The 17,811-nt window shown below is 38.2% G+C and carries 15 protein-coding genes; 3 read left to right on the plus strand and 12 right to left on the minus strand.

All coding sequences use genetic code 11. The annotated features are described in order from the left end of the window. Nucleotides 1–7: 7 nt before the first annotated feature. From dnaK to gpr, 8 genes are all read right to left on the minus strand, one after another. Complete coding sequence (dnaK, locus tag FHY45_RS16710; protein WP_066105268.1) at nucleotides 8–1,834, minus strand: molecular chaperone DnaK; 1,827 nt, start codon at nucleotides 1,832–1,834, stop codon at nucleotides 8–10. Nucleotides 1,835–1,876: 42 nt separating this feature from the next. Continuing rightward, on the minus strand, nucleotides 1,877–2,458 hold the full coding sequence (gene grpE / locus FHY45_RS16715) for a nucleotide exchange factor GrpE (protein WP_066105271.1): 582 nt from the start codon (nucleotides 2,456–2,458) through the stop codon (nucleotides 1,877–1,879). 63 nt (nucleotides 2,459–2,521) lie between these two features. After that, nucleotides 2,522–3,556, minus strand: a complete 1,035-nt coding sequence (gene hrcA, locus FHY45_RS16720; protein WP_066105273.1) for a heat-inducible transcriptional repressor HrcA — start codon at nucleotides 3,554–3,556, stop codon at nucleotides 2,522–2,524. A gap of 115 nt (nucleotides 3,557–3,671) precedes the next feature. Then, a complete protein-coding gene (gene hemW, locus FHY45_RS16725; protein WP_066105276.1) occupies nucleotides 3,672–4,802 on the minus strand; it encodes a radical SAM family heme chaperone HemW in 1,131 nt (376 codons plus the stop codon). Nucleotides 4,803–4,899: 97 nt separating this feature from the next. After that, nucleotides 4,900–6,735: a translation elongation factor 4 gene (gene lepA / locus FHY45_RS16730; RefSeq protein ID WP_066105279.1), complete on the minus strand. Its 1,836-nt coding sequence runs from the start codon at nucleotides 6,733–6,735 to the stop codon at nucleotides 4,900–4,902. 159 nt (nucleotides 6,736–6,894) lie between these two features. Then, the gene (locus FHY45_RS16735; protein WP_066105283.1) at nucleotides 6,895–7,227 is read right to left on the minus strand and encodes a DUF3679 domain-containing protein; all 333 of its coding nucleotides are present in this window, start codon (nucleotides 7,225–7,227) and stop codon (nucleotides 6,895–6,897) included. 25 nt (nucleotides 7,228–7,252) lie between these two features. Then, complete coding sequence (spoIIP, locus tag FHY45_RS16740; RefSeq protein WP_139892595.1) at nucleotides 7,253–8,425, minus strand: stage II sporulation protein P; 1,173 nt, start codon at nucleotides 8,423–8,425, stop codon at nucleotides 7,253–7,255. Nucleotides 8,426–8,496: 71 nt separating this feature from the next. After that, the gene (gene gpr, locus FHY45_RS16745; protein WP_175354282.1) at nucleotides 8,497–9,588 is read right to left on the minus strand and encodes a GPR endopeptidase; all 1,092 of its coding nucleotides are present in this window, start codon (nucleotides 9,586–9,588) and stop codon (nucleotides 8,497–8,499) included. Nucleotides 9,589–9,850: 262 nt separating this feature from the next. Between gpr and rpsT the strand changes: the two genes are divergently transcribed. Next, entirely contained in the window at nucleotides 9,851–10,117 is a 267-nt protein-coding gene (rpsT, locus tag FHY45_RS16750; RefSeq protein ID WP_066105290.1) for a 30S ribosomal protein S20, read from the plus strand. A gap of 263 nt (nucleotides 10,118–10,380) precedes the next feature. Here rpsT and FHY45_RS16755 read toward each other — a convergent pair whose 3' ends face one another. Then, complete coding sequence (locus tag FHY45_RS16755; protein WP_139892596.1) at nucleotides 10,381–11,868, minus strand: MFS transporter; 1,488 nt, start codon at nucleotides 11,866–11,868, stop codon at nucleotides 10,381–10,383. 216 nt (nucleotides 11,869–12,084) lie between these two features. Between FHY45_RS16755 and FHY45_RS16760 the strand changes: the two genes are divergently transcribed. Beyond that, on the plus strand, nucleotides 12,085–13,368 hold the full coding sequence (locus FHY45_RS16760; protein ID WP_139892597.1) for a glycoside hydrolase family 18 protein: 1,284 nt from the start codon (nucleotides 12,085–12,087) through the stop codon (nucleotides 13,366–13,368). A gap of 57 nt (nucleotides 13,369–13,425) precedes the next feature. Here the strand turns inward: FHY45_RS16760 and holA are convergent, their stop codons facing one another. Next, nucleotides 13,426–14,430: a DNA polymerase III subunit delta gene (holA, locus tag FHY45_RS16765; RefSeq protein ID WP_077248089.1), complete on the minus strand. Its 1,005-nt coding sequence runs from the start codon at nucleotides 14,428–14,430 to the stop codon at nucleotides 13,426–13,428. Between the two features lie 311 nt (nucleotides 14,431–14,741). Between holA and FHY45_RS16770 the strand changes: the two genes are divergently transcribed. Beyond that, nucleotides 14,742–14,876, plus strand: coding sequence for a YqzM family protein (locus FHY45_RS16770; protein ID WP_066105296.1), 135 nt, complete (start codon nucleotides 14,742–14,744; stop codon nucleotides 14,874–14,876). Between the two features lie 48 nt (nucleotides 14,877–14,924). On the opposite strand, the gene FHY45_RS16775 is transcribed toward FHY45_RS16770, so the two are convergent. Together FHY45_RS16775 and FHY45_RS16780 are read right to left on the minus strand one after the other, a co-directional pair. After that, nucleotides 14,925–17,258: a DNA internalization-related competence protein ComEC/Rec2 gene (locus tag FHY45_RS16775; protein WP_139892598.1), complete on the minus strand. Its 2,334-nt coding sequence runs from the start codon at nucleotides 17,256–17,258 to the stop codon at nucleotides 14,925–14,927. Then, nucleotides 17,227–17,796, minus strand: coding sequence for a ComE operon protein 2 (locus tag FHY45_RS16780; RefSeq protein ID WP_066105301.1), 570 nt, complete (start codon nucleotides 17,794–17,796; stop codon nucleotides 17,227–17,229). Before FHY45_RS16780 ends, FHY45_RS16775 begins: the two co-directional genes overlap by 32 nt. Nucleotides 17,797–17,811: the final 15 nt, after the last annotated feature.

Genomic DNA, 17,811 nt, shown 5'->3' on the forward strand with positions numbered 1-17,811 from the left:
TCAATCATTATTTTTTGTCGTCGTCAACTTCAGTAAATTCTGCATCTACGACATCATCAGCCTTGCCCGCACCATCTTGACCTGGTTGTTGTTGCGCAGCTTGAGCAGCTTGCTCATAAAGTTTCACGCTAAGAGCTTGCACAATTTCCTGCAATGCTTCTTTTTTCTCTTTCATTTCAGCAAGATCATTCTTCTCAATTGCTGCTTTTAAAGCATCTTTAGCTTCTGTTGCTTTTTGAACTTCAGCTTCTTCTACTTTACCTTCAAGATCTTTTAATGTTTTTTCTGTTTGGAATACTAAAGCATCAGATTCGTTACGTAATTCAGCTTCTTCCTTACGTTTTTTATCTGCTTCTGCATTTTCTTCCGCTTCTTTAACCATGCGATCGATTTCTTCATCGCTTAAGCTTGTAGCTGATTGAATCGTAATCGCCTGCTCTTTATTTGTACCAAGATCTTTTGCACGTACATTAACGATACCGTTATTATCAATATCGAACGTTACTTCAATTTGCGGGATTCCGCGTGGTGCCGGTGGAATATCAGTCAATTGGAAGCGACCAAGCGTTTTGTTATCTGCTGCCATTTGACGTTCCCCTTGAAGAACATGGATATCTACTGCTGTTTGGTTATCAGCTGCTGTAGAGAAAATTTGAGATTTGCTAGTTGGGATTGTTGTATTACGGTCGATTAAACGAGTAAATACTCCACCCATTGTTTCAATACCAAGAGATAAAGAAGTTACATCAAGTAATACAACATCTTTAACGTCACCGGAGATAACTCCACCTTGGATTGCTGCACCCATAGCAACAACTTCATCAGGGTTTACCCCTTTATGAGGCTCTTTACCAGTTTCTTTTTTAATTGCTTCCTGAACAGCAGGAATACGAGTAGAACCACCAACTAAGATAACTTTATCAATCTCAGCCGGAGACAAGCCTGCATCACGAAGAGCTTGGCGAGTAGGTCCCATTGTTCTTTCTACTAAAGAAGCAGTGATTTCATCGAATTTCGCGCGTGTTAATGTTAAATCCATGTGCAATGGACCTGCTTCACCCGCAGTGATGAACGGCAAGGAAATTTGTGTAGATGTTACACCTGACAAATCTTTTTTCGCTTTTTCAGCAGCGTCTTTCAAACGTTGAAGAGCCATTTTATCTTTAGATAGATCGATTCCATTTTCTTTGCGGAATTCTTCGATTAAATATTCCATTACTGCGTTATCGAAGTCATCTCCACCCAAACGTGCGTCACCAGCTGTTGAGCGTACTTCGAATACACCGTCACCTAGCTCAAGGATGGATACGTCAAATGTACCGCCGCCAAGGTCGAATACAAGGATTTTTTGATCTTCTTCAGTTTTATCCAAACCATACGCTAATGCAGCAGCAGTTGGTTCGTTGATAATACGTTCTACTTCTAAACCAGCGATACGGCCAGCATCTTTTGTTGCTTGACGTTCAGCATCGTTAAAGTAAGCAGGTACTGTAATAACAGCTTTTGTTACTTTTTCTCCCAGGTATTCTTCAGCATAGGATTTTAAATATTGAAGAATAATCGCAGATACTTCTTGTGGAGAGTAATCTTTTCCTTCGATATTTACTGAGTAATCTGTACCCATATGGCGTTTGATGGAGCTGATCGTATTCAGGTTTGTGATAGCTTGGCGTTTCGCTACTTCCCCAACTTGACGTTCTCCGTTTTTAAATGCAACAACAGATGGAGTGGTTCTATTACCTTCTGGATTTGGAATAACTTTTGGTTCTCCGCCTTCTAATACGGATACACAAGAGTTGGTAGTTCCTAAGTCAATACCAATAATTTTACTCATTTACTTTTTACCTCCCATTAATTATGTAGCCTATGTGTTTGATTACTGATTCACTTTAACCATTGATGGTCGAATAACCCGGTCTTTTAATTTATAACCCTTTTGGAATTCTTCCACAATGATATTTGAACCGTATTCTTCGTTATTGTCCTGCATAATCGCTTGATGAACATGAGGGTCGAATTCTTGACCTACTGATTCGATTACCTCTACACCTTCTTCTTTCAAGGCAGATAAAATACTTGTTAAAACCATATTCATTCCTTGAAGAAGCGGTTTTGTTTCATCTGTTTCAGTTGTACTATTTATCGCCCTATCAAAATTATCTAAAGCAGGCAAAAGATTTGTTACAAGAGATTGAGCTCTATATTTTTGCGCTGCTTCAGCATCCAATTTAACACGGCGGCGATAGTTATCAAAATCTGCATAAAGACGAACATATTTTGCTTCAGCTTCCTGCAATTTCTTTTCTAGTTCAGCTACTTTGCTATCCCCATCATTTTCGGAAGCTTCCTCAACAGGTTCACTTGTTTCAGTGGTTTCCTCAGAGGCTGTATCATTCATTTTATTTTCTTCTGCTTCATCAAATATTTCTTCAATATTATCTTGATTTTTTTCAGACACTGCTTCTCACCTCCCTGAAAGTGTTGTTCTATATACGTTAAAGCAGTATTACTACTATTACCGTTACTTTTTATTTTGATACTGTTTTGTCAGCATCTCAGTTAAGTCATTCGCAAAAAATGACAATAAACTCATCACTCTGGAATAATCCATCCGAGTAGGTCCAAGAATAGCTATAGTTCCAAGATTCTCGTCTCCAATGGAGTAGGTAGTGCTGATAATACTGCAGTTTTCAAGCGCCATATTATTATTTTCGGTGCCTATTTTCACATTGATTCCTTCATGTGTTTTACTGACCAACTCATACAAGTCTCTTCCCTGTTCCATGATTTTAAAGATTGCCTTTACTTTTTCAATATCATGAAATTCAGGCTGGCTTAGCATATTCGCCTTACCGCCAAAGAAAAGTTTCTCGTTCTCCGGCAATTGCAGAGATGTTGCTAGCATTTGCAGAACCATATCATAATTTGTAATATGCTGTTTTAATAATACAGCTACTTCCCTGAAAATCTTATCTTTAAGCTGCACCAATGGTACACCGCTCAAGCGATCATTCAGGATATTTACCACTCTCTCCATTTCATTCATATCAAATCCTGGAGGAAGATAAATCATTTTATTTTCAACATGACCAGTATCCGTCACGATGATAGCAATTGCCTTATTTGTATCAAGCGGTACAATTTGGATTCGACGTAAGTGATTTTCTAAAACAGCAGGTCCAAGCATAATCGCCGTATAATTCGTAATTTCGGATAGTATGCCGGCAGAACGTTGCACTATCTTCTCTAACTCAAATAATCTCTCTTTAAAAACAGATTTAAGCTTAAGAACATCATCCTTTTGCAGCTGCTGAGGTGAAACAAGATGATCCACATAGTACCGATACCCTTTTTCAGAGGGAATACGCCCTGAAGAGGTATGTGTTTTTTCGAGATACCCCATTTCCTCTAAATCAGCCATTTCATTTCTGATTGTGGCAGAACTTAGCGAAATGCCTTCTTTTTTGGAAATATTTCTGGACCCCACAGGTTGGGCGGTAGAAATAAAATCATCGATGATCACCTGTAAAATTGCCAGTTGTCTATTTGTTAACATCGATAATCACCCCTGTTAGCACTCTTTACTACTGAGTGCTAAGTCTATAAATAAAGTAACAAAACCGTCGTTATGTGTCAACGGTTATGATTATGTTTTCTCTCTCATTTTTAAACTATAATAAAAATGCCTGGAACACTTCGTTCCCCATTAATTTACCCGGATGTGTCAGTCGGACTCTTCCGTTTACCAACTCCAATAACCCCTCTGAAACCATTCTTTTTATTGTTTCCCCAAATACGTCATTTATGTTTACAGAAAATCTCTTTTGGAAATGTTCCAGAGAAACTCCCTCCATTTTTCTAAGCCCCAAAAACATCTCTTCTTCCATTTGTTCCTTTCGCGTAACGGTTGCTTGCTCAACGATCGGCTTCCTGCCATCCTGAATAGCATTCATATATTTCTTCAAGGGTCCATGATTATGATAACGGACAGCATCGAGGTATCCATGAGCACCAGCACCAAGACCATAGTATTCTTCATTGTTCCAATATACGAGGTTATGCCTGCTTTCAAATCCTTTTTTTGCAAAATTTGAAATCTCATATTGATTGTAGCCCACTTCTACTAAACGTTCCATGACATATTCATACATAGTAGCCTCAGCATCCTCACCCGGTAAGGATAATTTACCTTTATTGAGCATGATATAAAACACAGTCTTCGGTTCAATAATTAAAGAGTAAGCTGAAAAATGCGGAAGATTTAATTGTAAAGCGCGATCTACTGTATCCTCTAAATCACTGAGTGTTTGACCGGGCAAGGAATAAATCAAGTCAATGCTAATGTTGTCAAAACCTTCTTCTCTTGCCATATCAATGGTCTCATACACATCTTTGACATTGTGCGCACGGCCAATCTTTTTCAATAGTTCTTCGTTGAATGATTGAACACCCAGACTTAATCGGTTGACGCCTGCTTCCTTCATAATTCTCAATTTATCCTTTGACAAATCACCTGGATTGGCCTCAACTGTGTATTCATACCCTGGCGCAAGCGTAACTTTTTCTTTCATGGAAAATAACAATTGTTCCAGCTGCAGAGGTTCTAAAGCAGATGGAGTACCTCCCCCAATAAAAACAGTGGATAAGGGTTCATTTTGAGACAGATTATATAAATCCATCTCAGTCAATAATGTTTGGATATATTCATCCACCGGCTGGTTCTGAATAAAAAATTTATTAAAATCACAGTAGTGACATATTTGTGTACAAAATGGAATGTGGATATATAAACTTTTAACCAATTCCAACACCCCTTTCTAAGATCGAAAAAAAACGTTATATCTATCATAATAAAATAGAGGCCAGAACAAAAATGTCTGGCCTGCTTTTCTTACTATTTTATTTTTTTGAATTGGAGTCATCCATCTTCAGAACTGCCATAAACGCTTCTTGCGGAACTTCTACAGAACCAACTTGTTTCATGCGTTTTTTACCTTCTTTTTGTTTCTCTAATAGTTTACGTTTACGTGAAATATCTCCACCGTAACATTTTGCAAGTACATTCTTCCTCATTGCTTTAATCGAAGAACGTGCAATGATTTTATTGCCGATTGCTGCCTGTATAGGCACCTCAAATTGTTGTCGAGGAATAAGCTCCTTCAACTTTTCTACAATAATTTTTCCACGCTCATATGCAAAGTCTCTATGAACGATAAAGCTCAATGCATCAACGGTTTCACCGTTTAATAAGATGTCCATTTTAACCAGTTTAGATTCTTGGTAGCCAATTAACTCATAGTCAAAAGATGCATATCCTTTTGTATTTGATTTTAATTGGTCAAAGAAATCATAAACAATTTCGGATAATGGCAGTTCATAAATGATAGTTACGCGGTTCTCATCAGCATATTGCATATCGATGAAATTCCCACGCTTCATTTGACAAAGCTCCATAATTGCACCGACAAAATCATTTGGTGCCATCAAGGTAGCTTTTACATATGGCTCCTCAATACTTTCAATCTTTTGCGGGTCAGGCATGTTAGATGGATTATCGATATTAATCTCACTGCCATCTGTCATCTTAACCTTATAAATTACGCTTGGTGCCGTTGTAATCAAATCAATATTAAATTCACGTTCAATTCTTTCCTGGATAATTTCCATATGCAATAATCCAAGGAATCCGCAACGGAAACCAAATCCAAGCGCCTGAGAGGTTTCTGGTTCATATTGCAAGGAAGAATCGTTTAGCTCCAGTTTTTCAAGTGCTTCACGTAAATCGTTAAATTTTGCTGTATCAATTGGATATAGACCGCAATAAACCATCGGATTCATACGGCGATACCCCGGTAATGGTTCTGTTGCTCCATTTTTAGCATTGGTGATTGTGTCCCCGACTTGTGTATCGCCGACATTTTTAATGGCAGCTGTCAGGAATCCAACATCTCCTACTGTTAGTTCATCGCATAGAGTTGCTTTTGGAGTATGGACACCCACCTCGAGAACTTCAAATTCCTTACCTGTCGCCATCATTCTGATCTTATCACCCGGTTTTACCGTACCCTCCATCACTCGAATGGATACGATGACTCCACGATATGCATCATAGATTGAATCAAAAATCAATGCTTTCAGAGGAGCTTCGGGATCTCCAGTTGGAGCAGGTACTTTTTCCGCAATTTGTTCGAGGATTTCTTCAATCCCGATACCAGCTTTAGCAGAGGCAAGAACAGCTTCAGATGCATCCAGCCCAATTACATCTTCAATCTCACCACGAACGCGTTCCGGGTCAGCACTAGGCAAATCTATTTTATTAATGATTGGCAAGATCTCCAAATCATTGTCTAATGCCAAATAAACATTGGCCAAAGTTTGCGCTTCGATTCCCTGTGCAGCATCGACCACTAGCACAGCACCTTCACAAGCTGCCAAACTTCTGGATACTTCATACGTGAAATCCACGTGTCCCGGAGTATCAATTAAATGGAAAATATATTCCTCGCCGTCTTTCGCCTTATATTTCAATTGAACAGCATTCAATTTGATTGTTATTCCGCGCTCTCTTTCCAAATCCATGGAATCAAGAAGCTGGTCTTTCATCTCTCTGGAAGTAAGAGCATTCGTTTTTTCTAATATTCTGTCCGCTAATGTCGATTTCCCATGGTCAATATGAGCAATAATCGAAAAGTTACGGATTTTACTTTGTCGTTTTAGCCGTTCCTGATTATTCATTCTGTTCACTCCTGTTACTTTCAAAACACAGATATTACTGATTATAGCAGAAATAAATTCAAACCGTAAACGGTTTAGGAGAAATGAGGGAATTAAATAGATAAATAAAGAAAGCTCGCGGAGTTTTAATCAGCTCCGTACGAGCTCGCTTGGATTATATTATTCATCTGAAATCATTCCTGCCATCCCTTTAAATAAACTTGTTAAGGTATCAGATATGCCTTTCCCTGCACTGGATAAAACATTAAATGCCTTCCATTCTTCCATTTCCTTTTTCTTTTCCTCCAGGTCAGTTGTCGAAACCTGATTTCCGAGAACCGTAGCGTTAATGTCTCCGTCATCCTGTTTATCAATTGTAAAGGCTTCATACATTTTTGGATCATCATATCCCTGCATTTTTTTCATATTTTGATTGGCCAGCTGCATTCCCAGGATGACCCCAAAGAGAAGGAGGAAAAGAAGCATACTTATTTTTAAAATAAATTTACCCATCTTGGCATTCTCCTTTATTTATTTCTCACTCTGCAGCATTTCCCTGTACTGGCTCGGCATCCCAATAATGCTCAGCTAATACATCAGCTAACACTTCCATTGAAGCACTTAATTCGTCCAATGTATTATCCACACCGCCAGCTTCAACTAACATGGCATTTCCGGATAAATCTTGATTAAACTTCCCATTCGTCCCCGCACCTCTTTTTTCAAAGACACCGCGACTTAAACCAGGATATTTTTCTGAAATTTTCTTGTGCATCTCCTCTGCCAACTTTAAGTTCTGTTCATAATTTGGATTTTCACCACCAATTATGAAGCATAATCTAGCATAAGCTTTTCCGTTAATTGAAATAGTCGTCACTTTTTTTCGCTGCGAATCACGGTGAACATCAATAAAATATTTCAAGTTTTTGTCGTTAGCCATAACCTCTTGGACAAGACTTCGCGATTGGCTGTATGAACTGCCATATTGCAGCCCTTTCTTGTTCAATATGGCATTAACATCTGTTTTATCTACCTTTGTCCCAATGCCTTTCGCTTCAAGCGACTTCTTGAGCTTCTCACCGACAAGCGTGACATTTGCTTTTGAATGAAAGGCAGAATTAGGATTTGTCACACCTTTTAATAAAGGAAGATACGATTCCCTTGTATGTGAGAAATAGATGTACATTACTTCTTCTTTCGTTTTCTGAGTACCAGCCTGTTCTGGTTTAACAGGTTCTTCTTCATCCACGATTTCCTCAGTCTCTGTATCTTTTTCCATAGCTTCCTCTGATGGAGGAGACTCAATTGGCATATTTGTGTAATTAGTACCCTCACCTGCCACTAAAATCTCCCCATCAAACAAGGAATATCCCGGTAGCTCATGTCCCAATAAACTCCGTGGATCATTTAATGAGATATTTGTCAGTGATTGGAAAATCTGCCTCGAAACAGACTCTGTCTCCTCTTCGGGGAATGATTGCAAAAAGTACTTATTCCCTTGCCCTAAATACTTATATAAAATTTTACCGGGAACTTGTCCAGTCGCTTCATTCACCGAATCTGAACTTGGTCGAAATTCTGGTTTAAGCGATGTCAATAATCCGGTTACCAAAAATATAAAAACCATCGTAACAAGTATAATCAGTATGAAACGAATGATGGTGGCTGCTTGAAGTGCAACTACGACAAAACTAGGTTTTTTTGCTTTCATGGTTCCACCCTTTCAGAAGCATTCTAGTAAAATGTATGCTTTGATAGAGTAACTAGAACCATACTCGGAGATTAATGTGTGTAATAGCCTGTATTATCTTGATTTATGGCCTCATGCAGAGCTGCATTCATACCATTGGCTATCAAGTTTGCCATTTCCTCTATGAATACATCCACTTCCTTAGGCGTAACCATCAAATTATGTCCCAAAGGAGCGAGCACTTCACGAATCAGCATTCTCTTTTCCTCATCGGATAGTGTGCCTACAATACCAAGAAATGTCTTTTTGTGTTCTTCTTCCGGTAAGTCTTCTTCTGTTAATTTACGTTTCTTTCCAAATGTCATCCCGGCCGGAGCAAGAGCTCGGCGAGGACGGTCTCCCTCTTTTAATTCACGTCCAAAATGCTTCAATATATAATCAATTGTATCAGAGGTAATCGATACAGCATCCACCACTGTTGGTACACCAATCGAGATAACTGGCACTCCTAATGTTTCCTTACTAAGTTCTTTCCGTTTATTGCCCACACCAGATCCAGGATGAATTCCGGTATCTGTAATTTGAATGGTAGTATTTACACGTTCAATAGAACGAGCTGCCAGTGCATCAATAGCAATGATGAAATCAGGATGAATATTGTCTACGATTCCTTTAATAATATCGCTGGTTTCAATTCCCGTCACACCCATAACCCCTGGTGAGATGGCACTGACCGGACGAAATCCTTCAGAAACAGATTCAGGCTGAAATTTAAACAGATGCCTAGTTACGATTAAATTATCCGTTACCGTAGGACCAAGAGCATCCGGTGTTACATGCCAATTTCCCAATCCTACAACAAGACAATGTGCATCTTTTTTTAATCCAACTCTGTCTATTAGATAGGCCAGTTGTTTAGCAAACACAACCTCGACTTTTTTTTGCAGCTCAGAATCCTGCTCACGAATTCCTTGAACTTCCAGTGTTATGTAAAAGCCAGGCTTTTTTCCTACCTGTTTTTCGCCTTCTTTCGTTATTTCAACATGCGATAATTTAATCCCATCCATCTCTCGCTCTTTAAAAATTACACCTTCGATATTCGATGTGTCCGGTGCGTCAGATAGCGGAATAGCCAGTTCCCTAGCCTCAATAGCCAAATCAGTCCTTATTTGATACTGACTCATATCTAAATCTTTATTCAAATGATTACCTCCATGAAATGATCTTTAGGAGCTATTTTCCCCGTATTTCTTTCTTCTCATTCTTTTAATATGTAAAGAGCTTTGTTTAAACAGAAAAAACTACTTATCACTATGGTTTTTTTTGATTTGATGCATCTGAGTATTGCATAAAGACATACATTTTGATAGAATATCATATGTTGTGAATGTTATTTGATTAGAATATCGAGTTGACATAATCTCGGTTCTTCTGGAGGTGAAAAGAATGGCTAATATCAAATCAGCTATTAAACGCGTTAAAACTAACGAAACTGCTAGAGCTAACAATATTGCTCAAAAATCTGCTGTACGTACAAACGTTAAAAAAGTAGAATCTGCAATTGCTCTTAACGATGCTACTGCTGCTAACGAATCTATCGTTGCTGCTGTTAAAGGACTAGATAAAGCTGCAACTAAAGGCTTAATCAGCAAAAATGCTGCTGCTCGTAAAAAATCTCGTCTTATGAAAAAAGTAAACAAGTTGAACGCTTAATGAAACGTACCCTCTAGAGGGTCGTTTTTTTTTGTGTGATTTATTATGAGAATATGGATTATTTCATTGATGGGAAATCACTTTAGAGATGATTACCAGTTGAATTTTGGGAGCTTGAACGAAATTAGTACACAACAGAAAGCTGCAGGAGCAGCATTGCAGCTTCCATTTTAACTTTTATAAAGACGAACCCTGTATAACACCCTCACTTTTTCAGGCCTAAAAAAAAGGAGCCTGATAGCTCCTTCCGATAAAAACTCTATTTAGCCTTCAACACTGTCTTCTACAGTATCTGTTTCCGGTTGCTTTGCCTGCATATATATTACTGTTGCACAAACTAGTAATAAGATTCCAATTAAGCTAAATTGCGTGGATATAGAAGCTGGTATTAATCCGAGACCTGATGATCCGGCAACAACCCCTAATGAAAATAACGCATAAAAATATCCATATGCCTTCCCGCGCATCCTTTTAGTAGTCGATTGAACCAATAATGAATTTACGGCAGGAAATAAGAAAGCAAACCCAATCCCGTATAAAACCATTATAGAATAAAGAATCATTAGCTCACTTGATTGCCCCAGTAAAACTTGGCTGATCCCCATACATGCTAATCCAATCGAAAAGCTAACCAATGGCGGAATTCGATCAAAATATTTATTCGTCGGCAGAATAAATATAGCAACAGCAACCAATCCAAATATACTCATTAAAGTACCGCTTAATCTTGAACTATAACCTAATACATCAATGTGCAAGGGCAGCAAATACGCAAGTGCCCCTTGTGAAAACATTAAAAAGAATGCTCCGGTGTAGGCTTGGAGTATCCCTTTATTAAAGATAAGTTTTCCCCTCTTCTCCGTCTTATGCTGTTTCGATTCAGAATGAGTTCTCAAAAACAACAATGTTGCAAGCAAAAGAATAATTCCACACGCAGCAATGGTCGTAAAAACAAATGGCACAGATGTCCTGCTAGCCATAATACCGCCATATGCAGGACCGCAAATAGCTGCGATTCCAATAAATGAACCTGTCACAGCACTTTGGCTGCCTTGCTTCTTACTATCCATTTGGTTAGCTAAGTACGTAAAAGCAGCAGGTACAATTAATCCACCAAGGAAGCCATGGAGGAAACGTACGATGATCAGTTCAGGTACATCATTTACAAAATTATAAAGCAGTAAAGAAATGCTCGTCATAAGCAAGCCTGTACAAAGTACAATAAAAGATCCATATTTATCCGTAAAAATCCCAGACAATATATTCCCAAAAGTATTCGTCAATGAATACATTCCCACAACAACCCCTGCAATCATTACACTTGCGCCAAGCGAAGTAGCATATGTACTCATAACTGGTAGCTGTGTAAATAAATCGATAAACGTAAACATGATAATGGCATATACAATCCACAGCTTCGGTAAGGGTTTTACATCGTACAATGATTGATGCTTTTTCAGCCACACATCAAAACAAAAATTACCGAATGGGATGAAAGCAACAAGGAAGGCTAACAGAGACCAGCCTATTTTCCACTGTATTCGAATTTGAGTATAAATAATGGAAGCTATATATCCAATAAATATCCCACCGTGGATTGAACCCGCAAGAGTAACGGCAAAGGGTAAATCTGCCCAGTATTTAAGCGGCATGGCTATGCCCAATAATAAAAGCAGTGAGATACCATCCAGTATTCCCGTAATCCGTAGTATGGTAATGGGATGCAATCCCTTATACTTCTTATTTAACACAATTTCACTCCTCTATGATGCAACAAACTTCACATTTAAATTATAGTCTATTTTTTATACCAAATTAATTCGAATAGCAAACTTCCATGTTCTAAATATGAACAAATAAAGAACTTTCTATTTTATCCTCTTGCATAGACCAATATCCATTTTGGTTATTCTTATTCCTTCCTCTACATACATTTAATATAATTAGCCACTGAAAGGAGAAAAGAAATGCAAATACATGTTGTCAGACAAGGAGAGAGTATCTATTCCATTGCGCAGACCTTTAATACTACTCCTGAACAAATTATCTCTTCAAATCAATTAGAAAATCCAAATGATTTGGTTATAGGTCAGGCACTTGTTATTCCGATTACAGGGAGCTATTACTTTGTGCAACCAGGAGATAGCCTATATACAATTGCCCGGAGGTTTGGAAGAACTGCTCAAGAAATTGCAGAAGTAAATAATATTTCATTAAACACACCATTAACTGTAGGATTAAGGCTGTATATCCCTCCAATCCCTAGACGTGAAGCTGAATTTAATGCCTATGTGGAACCAAGAGGAAATACTGTTTCTCCCAATCTGGAACGAGAAGCAAGAATTGCAGCACCTCACCTTACATACTTATCACCGTTCAGCTATCAGGTACAAAGAGATGGAACATTGAAACCACCTCTTTTGGGTGATTTTCCGACGATTGCTCGAGAAAATAATAATGTGCTTGCAATGGTTATCACTAATTTAGAAAATGACGCATTCAGTAGTGAACTCGGGGAAGTTATTTTAAACAATACAGATATCCAAAATAAATTACTTACCAACATTGAAGATACTGCCAAAGCTCAAGGATTTAGAGATATTCATTTTGATTTTGAAAGTCTTAGAGGTGAAGATCGGGAAGCATATACAAACTTCTTAAGAAGGGCAAAGGAAAGATTTTCACCGCAGGGCTGGCAGGTATCAATCGCACTCGCTCCTAAAACCAGCGCTACTCAAACAGGTAAGTGGTATGAAGCACATGATTACAAAGCACAGGGTGCAGTTGTAGATTGGGCGCTCATAATGACGTACGAATGGGGATACAGCGGTGGGCCAGCTCAGGCTGTATCTCCTATAGGACCTGTTCGCCAGGTGCTTACCTATGCGATTTCAGAGATTCCATCACGTAAAATTATGATGGGGCAAAATCTGTATGGCTATGATTGGACACTCCCCTTCGTACAGGGTACTACAGCCAGAGCGCTCTCCCCTCAGCAGGCCATTGATCTGGCACGACGTAATAACGTACCAATTCTTTATGACAATAATGCTCAGGCACCCTATTTTAGATACAGGGATGCCGAAGGAAGAGAACACGAGGTATGGTTTGAGGATGCTCGCTCCATACAGGCAAAATTTAATCTACTAAAGGAATTAAATCTTCGGGGGATGAGTTATTGGAAATTAGGATTATCGTTTCCGCAGAACTGGCTCCTAATAGAAAACAACTTCACAACCATTAAAAGATAGGATTACAAAAAAGGTATCATGCACTCGCCATGATACCTTTCGTTTTACCAGGTACTGTTATGATTTTAATATAAATAGCTCTAAAAGGATTTCTTTGTCTCCGGCACCGCTCTTCATTTTATAGTCCAGCTCTGCCAATTCAGAGAGAGCACGCATCAATTTCATTTCTGTAAAATCATTCACACGCTTCAGTGCAAGTTTTACCGGATAAGGGCTCATTTTTAATTTAGATGCTATTTGCTGGGCATTGTAGCCCTGTCCTGATAGTTTTTTAACCTGAAGTATAATCCTGTATTGCCGTGCAATGGCTGCTAATATACGAATTGGCTCTTCCTTTAAAATCAGAAGCTCTTTATATAACTGGATAGCTTCTTTTTTTTGGCCATTCATAATATAATCGACCAAATCAAATACATTTTGGTCAAAGGTCTTGGGAACAAGTTTATTTACCATTGCCTTGTCAATTTCCTGTTCGACCGTCGCATACAAAGCGAGCTTTTCTAACTCACTTGCAGCCATCATTAAGTGATTCCCCGTCAGAGATAATAAAGTTTCTACCGCCTCAGGTGTAATTTTCACTCCTAAGGATTTAGCGTTGGCAGTGATCCATTTAGATAATTCCTTTTCGTATAGCGGTTTCGCTTCCAAGACTGCAGAATTTCTCTTTAATTCCTTCGTTATTTTCTTACGCTCGTCCAGCTTTGGATATGGAGCTATAAAGATGGCAATTGATGTCGGTGAAGGATTAGCCAGATAGCTTTCCAATCTTTTTAGATCATGCTCAACCTTTTCCTTCTTTCTTTCGGCTGTCAAAAATATGGGATTATGTAATATAACAACCCTGCGCTCCCCGATAAACGGTAAGGTTTCCAATTCCTCGATTGCCAACTCTACAGGTGTTTCCTCCAGATCAATAGTAGCCAAATTAAACTCTGCTTCATCCTCTGATAAAGCATGCTCGCAGATTAAAGCCTTTGTTTTTTTTATAAAATACTCTTCTTCGCCAAATAAAAGGTAGACAGGACTAAACCGTTTACTTTTAATTGTATTCCATAAATCCATTACCAATATAATCGCCTCTGTTTATAAATTCCTTCTTTCATCCTAATCCCCACCATCAATTTTGACAAGTCTTTCAAGAGGAACCGGAAAAAATAACCGGTTCCCAGAATCTATATCAACGCCTTCTTGCCGGACCCGGGATACCTAACAAAAAAGCGAAAAAGCGCTATAGATCAGTTACCATTTAAATGACTCTTTCATGTACTGAAATGTTTATTTGGAAAATAGCAGGATAATAATTATATAAATTTGGAGATTGTGGATTTTTTTTACTAAATGTTCTATGATAAAAGAGGTCGGGGGGTGGATTAATGAACGAGTTTGAAAAGAATGTACAATCAAAAACAAATGACGTATCAGATTCCATCATGGGATTTGTTGTATCATTTGGTTTTTTCGCTACCATGTTTATTATTGCCATGGTCATCCAATTAATCGGTGCATAGTTCATTTTTTCAAGCGGCCTCATGGCCGTTTTTCATTTCTTACACATACTATGGACTTTGAATAGAAATCGTTCCATCTTTTTTGTTCGTATACGTATATTGAATACTGCCCTGTAAATCTGTTCTGTAAATAATAATATTTTCTTTATCAAGCAAATGAATGACTTCCTCATGCGGGTGGCCAAAACGATTATCTCTTCCCGATGAAATGACAGCTATTTTAGGATCTACCTCTCTTATAAAATCTATTTGGGAAGAGTTTCTGCTGCCATGGTGTCCCACTTTTAAAATATCAGCCCTTAGGTTCATTTTATTTTGCAAAAGCTTGTCTTCTCCGAGTTCACCTAAATCTCCAACAAATAACCAATCTACCTGATTAATACTTGCTTTTATAACAATTGAAGACTCATTCTTTTCCTCCACTTTCTCTACTGGCGATAAAATGGTAAATTTAGCATCTCCCGCAGTCCACCCCATTCCTGCTTGAACCTCTTTAACGGGGATTTTCTGATCAATCGCTTCCTTTATTACTTCCGTCTCTCTAAACTCCTTACGCTGTTCAAATGGTATCAATATCTCACCAATCTTCAATTCCTCAACAATGGCTCTTGCTCCTCCGACATGGTCCTGATCAGCATGCGTAAGGATTAGTTTATCAATGACTTTAATTCCTTTACTTTTTAAAAATGGTAATATAGTATCTTTTCCAGGATCGAACTGGCTATTATGTACTGCCCACTCCTCCTTTCCAAACAGAGTGGCTCCACCTGTATCAATAAGATATGTTCCATTATCACCAGGTAATTGAATGAACGTTGAATCCCCCTGCCCTACATCTATAAAGGTTATCTCTCCATTTCCTGAAAAAAACTGACTGTTATATTGATAAAAGAGCATTAAAATCGTGATTAGACACGTATTAAACAGGTGTTTCGAGCGGATTTCTATTCCATTAAGAATAGAGATAAAACAAACCACAATACATACCATTACCAGTTTGGATGGCTTACCAAATATAAGAGTGGAGGAGGGCAAGGCAGACATAAGCTCTGTAGATTTCTCCAATAAAGAATAAATAAAATTGAGCATCAGCAATCCCGGCTCAACAAGAATTTCAAGGATTATCAGCAAATAAACACCAATGGTTAAAGGAAATAATAAATAAGTAAACAACGGTACATAAAGTAAGTTAGAAATAAAACTAATGAGGGAAATTTCATAAAAATGATAGATGATGATTGGCGTGGAGATGATTTGGCATATTGCCGTCATAATAAAAAGACTGAAAACAGGTGAATGCGGCGATTTTTGAAGGATTTTTGTTGAAAGTATTAACCCATAAGTCAGCAAAAAGGATAACTGAAAACCGATATGGAAAATTTGATACGGATTAATAAGTAGATATCCCATTAGACAAATCGTTATTGTTTTAAAAGCTGTCAACCGCAGTCCGATAAACTGACCAAACATAAATATGGAAGCCATCATGCATGCTCTGACAATCGAAGCAGACAATCCGGTGATGACCGCATAAAAAGGAAGTAAACAAGCTAGCAGCAAAAAGGTTTGCCTCCGAGTAAAGCCGATTCTTAAGAATCCATAAAATAAAATAGCAGCCACTAATGCAACTTGCATCCCTGACAAAGCCAAGATATGGACAATCCCCAGTTTCTTAAATTGGTTATACATATCCTCTGATATACCACTTTGTTCACCAAATATGAGTGCTTTAGTAAAGCTGCCAGCGGTTCCTAAGTATAAATGATCAATCCGCTTAATTTCCCGCTCTCTCATTTGTGCCAGTTTTACAAACAAATTGCGGCTATCTTTGGATATATCTTCTTTATTTTCGATTTCCAAAATCCAATGCGCTCTATTAAACCTTAGATAGGTTCGAAAATCAAATCCATTCTCGACCGTTGCACGAGTTGGTTTTGTCAGATTTCCGTTTACGCGAAAGGACTTTCCCGTTAGAATCGTATTTTTTAAGACATTTGCCTCCTCTTCATTGTTAATCCGGTAAGTAATCCATATTTTCTCGTTATCTGAGAGTTCAGCAAGACCACTAACCCGGTCCCCTTTAATCTGGGGATAGGATGTAAAATGGATTAAAAGCTGAGTTTCAGCCCCGGTCAACTGGCTGGTATTTGAACGATCCCAAAAAAAGCTATGGACACAAAATATTGAAAAGATAATATACAGGAGAATCGATTGCTTAATTGGAAATTTGTTTAGAATGTAACAAAATACGAGGACTATTAGCAGAAGAAAAGTTTTACTTAAGTAAATGGGTGCTGTAATCCCTGAAATAGCAATTACAGCACTATAAAATAAAAATCGGTTGCTCATATCAGTCAAATTGCGGAAATAAACTTGCTGCATCTTTCAGATAGCGTGCAAGATCAGATTCAGAAGCTCCTCTTTCTTTTAGCTCATTAATAAGCTCCATGACAAAATTCATTTTCTTTTCATCATGGAAATCAACCCACTTTTCATCAACAATCACCTGTTTAACACGCACACCTGCCTGTTCAAATAATTCTTCAGCATATGGATGATTCTTATAGGATTCGGCATAATAGATTGTTTTAATTCCTGCTTGAATTAAGGCTTTACAGCATTGCAAGCAAGGGAAATGAGTAACATAAATCTCAGCCCCCTCAGTTGGTACACCAAATTTAGCACATTGCAACAAGGCATTCATTTCAGCATGGATGGTTCGAACGCAATGGTTATCAATAACATAGCATCCTTCGTCCACACAATGCACACCTCCAGCAATTGATCCGTTATACCCGCCGGCAATAATGCGATTATCCCTTACGACTGTCGCTCCAACCATTAACCTTGTACATGTGCTTCTTAATGCAAGTAAGTGGCTTTGCGCCATAAAATACTGATCCCATGAAATACGTTCCATTTCTCTCTCCTCTTT

The organism is Bacillus sp. D386, from assembly GCF_006346415.1.